This window comes from Pseudomonas kitaguniensis (assembly GCF_009296165.1).
Lineage (GTDB): Bacteria > Pseudomonadota > Gammaproteobacteria > Pseudomonadales > Pseudomonadaceae > Aquipseudomonas > Aquipseudomonas kitaguniensis.
Window position 1 is genome coordinate 46,999 of record NZ_VUAZ01000127.1, and the last position, 9,843, is coordinate 56,841.

Consider the following 9,843-nt stretch of genomic DNA (forward strand, 5'->3'; position numbering starts at 1 on the left):
TAGGGCGTTTAGTCGAGTTTGCTCGGTGGCGGTTCCGGTGCATCTTCGACTTTGCCGGCGGGCGGCTCGGGGGCGTCCTGCACAACCGCAGGGCCGACGATGGTTTTGCGCTCGTCCTCGGCCGGCACCAGTTTGTATTCCTGACCGTGCATGTTCTTGAGGTACACCTCCATCTGCCGGAACGAGATGTTGATGTGCTGTTTCTTGAACTCACGGTTGATGTAGCGGTTGACCTCATCCAGTACCGGGTTGCGGTCGCCGAGGTCACGCACGTGCATGCGCAGCTCGTGGTCGAGGGTGCTTTCGCCGAAGTTGAGGAAGTAAACGTGGGGTTCCGGGTCTTTCAACACCCGTGGGTTTTCCCTCGCGGCCTTGAGCAACAGCTCTTTCACCAGGTCCAGGTCGGAGCCGTAGTCCACGCCGAGTTTCAGGGTGACGCGGGTGATGGTGTCGGTCAGCGACCAGTTGATCAGTTGCCCGGTGATGAAGGTTTTGTTCGGGACAATGATGTCTTTGCGGTCGAAGTCGGTGATGGTGGTGGCGCGGATGCGGATCTTGCTCACCGTGCCCGACAGGTTGCCGATGGTGATGGTGTCGCCGATGCGCACCGGGCGCTCGAACAGGATCATGATGCCGGAGATGAAGTTGGCAAAGATCTCCTGCATCCCGAAGCCCAACCCCACCGAGAGCGCCGCCACCAGCCATTGCAACTTGTCCCAGCTCACGCCGAGGGTCGACAGGGTTGAGACGAAGCCGACACCGGCAATCACATACGACAGCAAGGTGGTGGTCGCGTAGGCGCTGCCTTGGGCCAGATCCAGTTTGGACAGCACCAACACTTCCAGCAAGCCGGGCAGGTTGCGCGCCAGGGCAAAGGTGATGCCGACGATGATCGAGGCGCCGAGCAAGTCGCCGATGCTGATCGGCACCATGCTGATATTGGCGCCGGTGCCGCTGGTGTATTCGTAGAGGGTCACGTTGTCGAGGTAGGAGAACACCGTGATCAGGTCTTTCCACACCCAGTACAGCGCCGCGATAAAGCCGCCGAGCAAGGCCAGGCGGATCAGGCGCATGGACTGTTCGTTGACCTGTTCGATGTCCAGCGTCGGCTCCTCGATCACGGCTTCACCGTCACCGGCTTCCTTGGCGGCCTGGCGTTTGGCCAAGGCGCGCGCATAGGCCAGGCGCCGTGCGGCAACCCCGAGGCCGCGCACAAATGTGGCTTCGATCACCAGCCAGAACATCAGCAGGTACAGGGTGTTGATCAAGCGGTCGCTGAGTTTGAGTGCGGTGTAGTAATAGCCAAAACACACGGCGATAAACAGCGCGACGGGCAGGGCGGTAAACATCAGGCCCACGGCTTTACGAAACAGCGAGGCCTTTTCATGGGCCGGGCTGTGCAGCAACAGGCGGCCCAGCAGCCAAGCCATCAACGCGTAGCAGGTAAGTACCACGCCGATACCCAGCACATCGTCGGCCAGCGCCGCCGGTTGGTGTTCGGCGATTGCCACCACGGCCACCAGGGCCAACACCACCAGCCCGAGTTTGCGTACCCAGCCTTGCAGGAACTCGACCTGGGGCTTTTCCCAACGGAAGTGCAGTTCCGCCACGCCACCCGGCGCCAGAATGCGATAAGCGGTGTAGAACACCAGCCACGCCTGGGCGATTTGCAGCAGCGCCGCGCCGAGGTTGGCGTTTTGCCCACGGGCGTCGATCTGCAATGCGTAGCCGCACAGCGCGAGGCCCAGCGACACTGGCATCGCCAGCAAAATATTGATCAGGATGGCCTGCGGTGTATGCCACTGGCTGTCGCGCTTGAAGTGGCCGATGTCGAGGTGGACTTTGTTGAGGCGCTGGTACAGCGCTTTGCGCCGCCACAACAACACGCCAATCAACAGCAGCAGCGGCAAAAACAGCAGCGGGCGCTGGGTCAGGCCGTCATACAGTTCGCTGACGCTGGAGGCCCATGGCAGCGTGGTGACTTGCTTGCTCAGGTGCGCCGGTACGGTTTCCAGCCACTCGGTGTCCAGCGGCTTGTTGCTGGGTATCCAGAACATTTGCTCGTCGAGGGTCGCGCGCAGCGTACTGGCGGTGCTCAGCAGTTGTTTCTGGTTGAGTTGCAGGGTGATCGATTCGTTAAGCAGTGCGCTCAGTTCACGGCTCAGGCGCTCGAGCAGGTCGCTGCGGGTGATTGCCAGCTCCAGCAGAGTACGGCGCAGTTGCGGGGTGACGTCTTCCGGCGGCTGGTTGGCCAGCAAGTTATCCACATAGGCGCTCGGCGAGCTGATCAACTCGCGCTGTTGGTTAACCTCGAACTGGTACAGGCGAATGTTGGCGATGTCGTCGGCCAGGTCGCGGTCGACGGTAAGGCGCGGCAGCGCTTGTTTCTGTTTATAGAGGATCTTGGAGAGCAGCAGGCTGCCCTTGAGCACGTTGATCTGCTCGTCCAGCGCCGAGTCGCTTTGGGTCACGGTGTCCAGTTGCTGCTTGGTCTGCAGGTTTTTCTGGGTCAGGTCGTTAAGCCGGTCGGTGCTTCTGAGCAGGTAGTCGGAGAGTTTCAGGTTAGCCGCGCTTTCCGCAGCCAGAATGCTGCTGCCGCCGGACTTTTGCGCTTCGATGGACTGCTGGGTAACGGTCTGCTGAGACTGGGCCAGGCGCTTCTGGTTGATCAGGGTTTGCAGGTCTTGAATCTCTTGCTCCAGGCGCGAGGTGCGTTCCTGGATCAGATCGTGCCGGCTGTTACCGAGGTCTTGCAGTTGGCTGTTGCCGGCCAGCTCCTGGCGGCGCAGGGGGATCAGCGCATTCAGCGCGGCGAGTTCAGCATTCAGCTGGTTGCGCTGGTCGCCACTGATGGCTTTGCCGTTGTCTTTACCCGCCTTGAGGATCGAATTGATCTGCTGGATGCGCGTTTGGCTGCTGCTGATTTCGGTTTGCGCGCGCTCGGGGCGGGTTTGCGCCGCGATGGTCAGGCTGTTGGCGTCGGCCAACTCTTTTTGCAGATCGCCTTGCTGGGTGGTGCGCTGCACCAATAGTTGCTCAAGCTGCGGCACCGCGAGCGTTGCGTAGCGCTGTGCGACCGGGGTGATCTTGGTGGCTTTTAGCCGCACCAGATCACGCTGGTTTTCGGTGGCCTCGCGCGGTGCATCGGCCAACTGGTGCTTGAGGTCGGTGAGGCGTTGCTCGTAATCCTGCTTGTTGCCCAAGAAGGTCAGGGTTTGCTGCAGAATGGATTGCAACGCCTTCATGTCGGCGTCGGGCAGCTTGCGGTCAGGCAGCTTGTCCAAAGATTGCTGGATAGCCTCGGCGCTGGGCGGGTCGGCAGCGTAAACGCTGCGACACAAAGCGTCAGGCCGAGCAGGGCAGTGGCTAAAAAAGTGCGCAAAGTCGTCATGGTTACCGGTCGAGCAAGGTAAAGAAGGTGGGGGGCGTGACGCCGTAGCCCCGCAGTTTAGAGGAAGAGCCCAGGCCCTGGACGACTTCCTTCGGGGAATTTGACGCCGACTTTTCCGATCTTGTTCCCGTCCATGACCGCGACGGTCCACAGGGTGTTGTTCCACTCTACCTGATCGCCCACCACGGGCGCGCCGCCGACTTTTTGCGTGATGAAGCGGCTCAGTGGCATGTCCGGGTCGATCCCTTCGAGCTTGAGGCCATACAGGGCGGAAACCGCGCCCAATTGCGCGTCGCCTTCGAGTACAAAGTCGCCAAAAAAGCGCAGGTCGAGGCCGCGTTGCGGTGCCTGGCTGAACAGTTTGCCCAACGCCGGCAGGTTGTGTTCGTGGCCGATGACGCAGAGCAAATCATCCACTTCCAACACCGTACTACCCGACGGATGGAGCAGTTGCTGGCCACGAAACAGCGCGGCGATGCGCGTACCTTCGGGCATTTTCAGCTCTCGCAGGGCCGCGCCGATGCACCATTTTTCCGCGCCAAGGCGGTACACGAACAGCTCCCACTCGCTGGTAACGTGCACTTCCAGGGCCGCGCGGGAAATCGGCGCGGGGTCTGGCGGTACGGTCACTTTCAACAGCTTGGCCACCCACGGCAGGCTGGTGCCTTGTACCAGCAGCGAGACCAGCACGATAAAAAAGGCCAGGTTGAAGTACAACTGCGCATGGGGCAGGCCGGCCATCAGCGGGAACACCGCCAGAATGATCGGCACCGCGCCGCGCAGCCCGACCCAGGCGATAAAGGCTTTTTCGCGACCGTGGAACGCCTTGAACGGCAGCAGGCCGATCATCACCGACAGCGGCCGCGCAAACAGGATCATCCACAGCGCCAGGCCCAATGCCGGCAGCGCGATGGGCAGCAAGTCATGCGGCGTGACCAGCAAGCCCAGCACCAGGAACATGCCGATTTGCGCCAGCCAGGCCATGCCGTCGAGCATGTGCAAAATGCCATGACGGCTGCGCACCGGCCGGTTGCCGATCACCAGGCCGCACAGGTACACGGCGAGGAAGCCGCTGCCGTGCAGGGCGTTGGTCAGGGCGAACACGAACAGGCCACCGGCGATTACCAGGATCGGATAAAGGCCGTTGGCCAGGTTGATGCGGTTGACCATCTGCAGCATCAGCCAGCCGCCGCCGAGGCCCACGACGCCGCCGATGCCGAATTCGCGCACCAAGTGCGTCAGCAGGCTCCAGTGCAAACCGGTCTGGCCGCTGGCGAGCATGTCGATCAGGGTGACGGTGAGGAACACCGCCATCGGGTCGTTGCTGCCGGATTCGATTTCCAGGCTGGCGGTGACCCGCTCGTTCAGGCCTTTGCCGCCGAGCAGCGAGAACACCGCGGCGGCGTCTGTGGAGCCGACGATAGCGCCGATCAGCAAGCCTTGAATGATATTGAGGTTGAACAGCCAGGCGGCCGCCATGCCGGTGAGGCCGGTGGTGATCAATACGCCCACCGTGGCCAGCGACAACGCCGGCCACAGTGCCACGCGGAAACTGGCAACGCGTGTGCGCAGGCCGCCGTCGAGCAAAATCACGGCCAGGGCGAGGTTGCCCACCAGGTAGGCGGTTGGGTAATTATCAAAGATGATGCCGCCGCCATCGACGCCGGCGATCATGCCCACGGCCAGGATGATCACCAGGATCGGGATGCCCAGGCGCGACGATAAAGAACTGACCAGAATGCTCGCACTCACCAGCAACGCGCCGATCAAGAACAGGCTGTTGATGGTTGTCGCATTCAAAGGGCAGTACTCCATGAGCAGGAAAGACGGGCACAAACTGACCATGCAGTCTGCGTGCCAGCGATTCTAACCTGTTGAATTGCTGTGCTGTCAAAAAGGTTTTTCTGAATCGCACAGATCCAAATGTGCGAGCTGGCTTGCTCGCGATTGCGCTGTGTCAGTTGAGAAATACTTATCTGACACGCCGCTATCGCGAGCAAGCCCGCTCGCACATTTTTTGCCGAGGCGTCAGTTATAGGCGAAAGCGGCCGACCATCCCGTTCAAATCCACCGCCAAGCGCGACAACTCATTGCTCGCTGCACTGGTTTGGCTGGCGCCGGTCGCCGATTGCACCGACAGATCCCGAATATTCACCAGGTTGCGGTCCACTTCCCGCGCCACTTGCGCTTGTTCTTCGGCTGCGCTGGCGATCATCAAGTTGCGCTCGTTGATCTCCGTAATCGCCGTGTTAATGGTATCCAGCGACAAACCTGCACCTTTGGCGATGCTCAGCGTCGACTCCGCGCGCTCGGTGCTGTTACGCATCGAGTCCACGGCGTGTTCGGTGCCGGATTGAATGCTGCCGATCATCCGCTCGATTTCGCTGGTCGATTGCTGGGTGCGATGGGCCAACGCCCGCACTTCATCTGCAACCACGGCAAAACCACGGCCCGCTTCGCCCGCGCGCGCTGCCTCAATCGCTGCGTTGAGCGCCAGCAGGTTGGTCTGGTCGGCCAGGCCGCGAATCACGTCGAGCACTTTGCCAATATCACGCGACTCATTCGCCAGGTCGCTGATCAAGGTCGCGGTGGCTTGCACTTCGCCGCTCATACGTTCGATCGCGCTGACGGTTTCTTGCACCAGGTCGCGGCCATCACCGGCAGAAGTGGTGGCTTCGCGTGAGGCTTGGGAGGTGCTGACGGCATTGCGCGCGACTTCTTCGACGGCGCTGGTCATCTGGTTGACGGCGGTAGCGGCTTGTTCGATTTCATTGTTTTGCTGCGTCAGGCCACGCGCGCTTTCGTCGGTGACGGCGTTCAGTTCTTCGGCGGCGGAGGCCAACTGAGTGGCGGAGCCTGCGATGCGTTGCAGGGTGTCGCGCAGCTTGTCCTGCATTTTGGCCATGGCGGCGAGCAGGCGGCCGGCTTCGTCGTTGCCGTCGACCTTGATCGGGCGCGTCAGGTTGCCTTCGGCCACCGCTTCAGCCGCTTCCAGCGCCTGCGCGATTGGCAGGGTGATGCTGCGGGTCAGCAGCCACGCGAACAGTATCGTCAATGCCGTGGCGATGATCAGCAGGCCGACCACCATGGAAAACGCCGACGTGTATTGGTCTTCGGCGTCGCGGTTGGTGGCCAGGACCATCTTGTTATTGAGGTCCAACAAGCGCGTCAGCACGCTGTTGACTTGCTCGGAGTTGCTCAGCAACTCGGTATTCAGCAGGCCGCGCAGCGCATCCACTTGGCCTGCGCGCGACAGGCTTTTCATGCGCTCTTCGATCTGATGGTACTGGGCAAGCAGCCGAACGTATTCGTCGTAGGCGGCGCGCTCCTCGTTGCCTTCGATCAGTTTTTCGTAGACGCCTTGGGCGGCGCGAATTTGCTGGTTGCGCAGTTCAAAAGACTCGAGGGTCTTTTGCTGCACTTCCGGCTCGCGGTTAGTCAGCAACCGGTACGACAACACCCGCAGGCGCAGCGTCAGTTGGGTGAACTCATCGAGGGCGCGAATGCTCGGCACACTGCTCAGGGTGATGTCTTGGGTCGCACTGCGCATCTTGCCCAGTTGACTCAGGGCGAACACACCGAGAAACAACATGAGTGCACCAATAAAAGCGAAGCCGAGAAAGGCTCTTGGAGCAATATTCATATGACGAAGTGACATGCTGGAATCCTGGGGGAGAAGCGCGATCCATGCGGCCATCAGACGGGGTGTGAATGGCCTATCGGCAATGCGACTAAAGTCTTAAGGGGGCGCGCGCTTTTGTCGCATCTGACCGGGGGTTGGGTGGATTCAGGAACCAGATGGGGTAATTGCAGTCACTAAGGCTCGAAAGCGCGGCCCGGCGGCTAAAAATCGGGCTGCGCGCCGGGGATAACCCTGGCATCCGAGGTGAATTTTCTTTATCGTCACCGCCCTTTAAAAATGCCCGAGAAATCAAAATGTTAGAAGCATCCCTCAGCCAGTTGGAACAACTGGTCAGCGACTTGGTACAACAGAATCAGGACCTGTTGGGCAGCAATGAATCGCTCAAGGCCGAACTGGCCCGCGCCAAGGACGACAACGACAGCCTGCAACTGAACTTGATGGAGCAGGAAGAAAAAAACGGCGCCACGGCCGCGCGCATCCAGGCATTGGTTGAGCGTGTGAGCGCAGGTCCTGTCGGCGCATGAACGAAGGGATAAAGGTCGTTTCGATTCTCGGAGAGGATTACTCGATCAAGGCGCCGCAAGGGGAAGATCAAACCCTGATGCACGCTGTGACCATGCTCAAGGCCTCCTTGGCCACCACCAAGAAAAAGTACCCGACGCTGATCGGTGACAAATTATTGGTACTGGCCGCGCTGAACCTGTGTGCCGAGCAGATCGAAATGCAAAAGCATCACCAGCAGGAACTCGACCGTTACCAAGAGCAAGTCAGCGCCACGGTCGATGTGATCTCCAAGGCAATCGGCCAGCCGTGAGCGTCTAGGGGTTAGAACCACTCATCCTGCATCCCCAGGCACGTGTCATCGCGTGCCTCCAGAATCGCCAGTTCATGATGGCAGCTCGGCACTTCCCAGGTCAGGAAGTACCGGGCGGCCTGGAGCTTGCCTTTATAGAAGACGACATCGGCCGCATTGCCCTTGGCCAAGCCTTCTTCGGCGCGAATCGCCTGCTCCAGCCAGCGCCAGCCAATCACCGTGTGCCCGAACACCTTCAAGTACAGCGCCGAATTCGCCAGGCTACTGTTGACCTTGCCTTGTGCAAGATCGGTCAGCAGGCCAAGCGTTACGCTTTGCAGGCGCGCCACCAAGTGTTCCAGCGGCGCTCGCAGCGCCGTCAGATGCGCGTATTGCTGGGCGCGTGCGCCGGTTTCGGCGATCAGGCGGATCAGTTGTTTCAAGCCGGCACCGCCGTTTTGCGCCAGCTTGCGCCCCAGCAAATCCAGCGACTGAATGCCGTGCGTGCCTTCATGGATCGGGTTCAGGCGGTTGTCGCGGTAGTACTGTTCCACCGGGTATTCACGGGTGTAGCCGTGGCCGCCAAGAATCTGAATCGCCAGTTCGTTGGCCTTGAGGCAGAACTCCGACGGCCAGGATTTGACGATGGGCGTGAGCAGGTCGAGCAATTCGTGGGCGTGCGTGCGCTCGGCGTCGGTTTCCAGCGTGGTGGTGTCATCGAACAACCGCGCGGCGTACAGGCCAAGGTCAAAGGCGCCTTCCACGTAAGCCTTTTGGGTCAGCAGCATGCGCTTTATATCGGCGTGCTGGATGATCGAAACCGGTGCAGTGGCCGGGTCTTTGCTGTCGGGCAGGCGACCTTGCGGGCGTTCGCGGGCGTACTCCAGGGAATACAGGTAGCCGGCGTAACCGAGCATCACTGCGCCCATGCCGACGCCGATGCGCGCCTCGTTCATCATCTGAAACATGCAGCTCAGGCCCTGGTGCGGTTTACCCACCAGATAGCCGACACAGTTGCCGTTATCGCCGAAGTTAAGCGCGGTGGATGTAGTGCCGCGCCAACCCATCTTGTGGAACAGCCCGGCCAGCAGCACATCGTTACGCGCGCCCAGGCTGCCATCGTCGTTGACCAGGAATTTGGGCACGATAAACAGCGAAATGCCCTTAACCCCGGCTGGTGCGTCCGGCAACTTGGCCAGCACCATGTGCACGATGTTCTCTGACAGCGAATGGTCGCCGCCGGAGATGAAGATCTTGTTGCCCTTGAGGCGATAAGTACCGTCAGCCGCAGGCTCTGCGCGCGTACGAATATCCGACAAGGATGAACCGGCGTGCGGCTCGGTCAGGGCCATGGTGCCGAAAAAACGGCCGTCGATCATCGGTTGCAGGAAGCGTTGTTTCTGCGCTTCGGTGCCGAAGCTTTCGATCAGGTTGGCGGCGCCCATGGTCAGGAACGGGTAGGACGTTGACGCCGCGTTGGCCGACTGGAAGTGCGCAAAGCACGCTTGGGAGAGCAAGGTCGGCAACTGCATGCCGCCAGCCTCGAAACTGCGCGCGGCGTTGAGGAAGCCGGCCGCGAGGAACGCGTCGACCGCTGGCTTGACCTCGGGAATCAGAATCGCCTTGCCGTCTTCAAAGCGCGGTTCGTTTTCGTCGTTTTTGCGGTTGTGCGGCGCAAAGTACTTCTCGGCAATGCTGCGGGCAGTGCTGATGGCGGCGTCGAAGGTTTCGCGGTTGTGCTCGGCAAACCGCTCGCGCTGGGTCAGGCCCTCGGCATCGAGGACTTCGTACAGCTCGAAAGCCAGATTGCGGGAACTGAGCAGCGTCTCGGACATGGCGGTTTACCTTTAAAGGGAATCGCCTGAGTCTAAGTGTGCGAATAGATGCTGGATAGCAAGATTGATCTGGGTGATGCAGAGGCAAAACATGGGCGAGGAATTGACATGCCATCAACTGTGGGAGGCTCCACTGCATCTTTGTAGCGCTGTCGCGCAGCAAGCCTGCGTGCGGCCATCG

The 9,843-nt window shown here is 60.6% G+C and carries 5 protein-coding genes and 2 pseudogenes; 2 read left to right on the forward strand and 5 right to left on the reverse strand.

All coding sequences use genetic code 11. The features are described 5' to 3' along the window. Positions 1-8: 8 nt before the first annotated feature. The 4 genes and pseudogenes from mscK to F0169_RS28500 form a co-directional block, all read right to left on the reverse strand. Positions 9-3,391, reverse strand: a pseudogene (mscK, locus tag F0169_RS20730) (mechanosensitive channel MscK). Positions 3,392-3,448: 57 nt separating this feature from the next. After that, the gene (locus F0169_RS20735) at positions 3,449-5,191 is read right to left on the reverse strand and encodes a potassium/proton antiporter (RefSeq protein WP_058411788.1); all 1,743 of its coding nucleotides are present in this window, start codon (positions 5,189-5,191) and stop codon (positions 3,449-3,451) included. Positions 5,192-5,423: 232 nt separating this feature from the next. Continuing rightward, complete coding sequence (locus F0169_RS28495) at positions 5,424-6,296, reverse strand: methyl-accepting chemotaxis protein (protein WP_425274309.1); 873 nt, start codon at positions 6,294-6,296, stop codon at positions 5,424-5,426. Further along, positions 6,279-7,088: pseudogene (locus F0169_RS28500) on the reverse strand (MCP four helix bundle domain-containing protein); the annotation flags it as partial. The pseudogene F0169_RS28500 and the gene F0169_RS28495, both read right to left, overlap by 18 nt. A 239-nt stretch (positions 7,089-7,327) precedes the next feature. Here F0169_RS28500 and F0169_RS20745 point away from each other — a divergent pair. Continuing rightward, on the forward strand, positions 7,328-7,558 hold the full coding sequence (locus F0169_RS20745) for a hypothetical protein (RefSeq protein ID WP_058411786.1): 231 nt from the start codon (positions 7,328-7,330) through the stop codon (positions 7,556-7,558). Continuing rightward, complete coding sequence (locus tag F0169_RS20750) at positions 7,555-7,848, forward strand: cell division protein ZapA (RefSeq protein WP_058411785.1); 294 nt, start codon at positions 7,555-7,557, stop codon at positions 7,846-7,848. Before F0169_RS20745 ends, F0169_RS20750 begins: the two co-directional genes overlap by 4 nt. A gap of 11 nt (positions 7,849-7,859) precedes the next feature. On the opposite strand, the gene F0169_RS20755 is transcribed toward F0169_RS20750, so the two are convergent. Further along, complete coding sequence (locus F0169_RS20755) at positions 7,860-9,662, reverse strand: acyl-CoA dehydrogenase (protein WP_152747496.1); 1,803 nt, start codon at positions 9,660-9,662, stop codon at positions 7,860-7,862. Positions 9,663-9,843 lie beyond the last annotated feature (181 nt).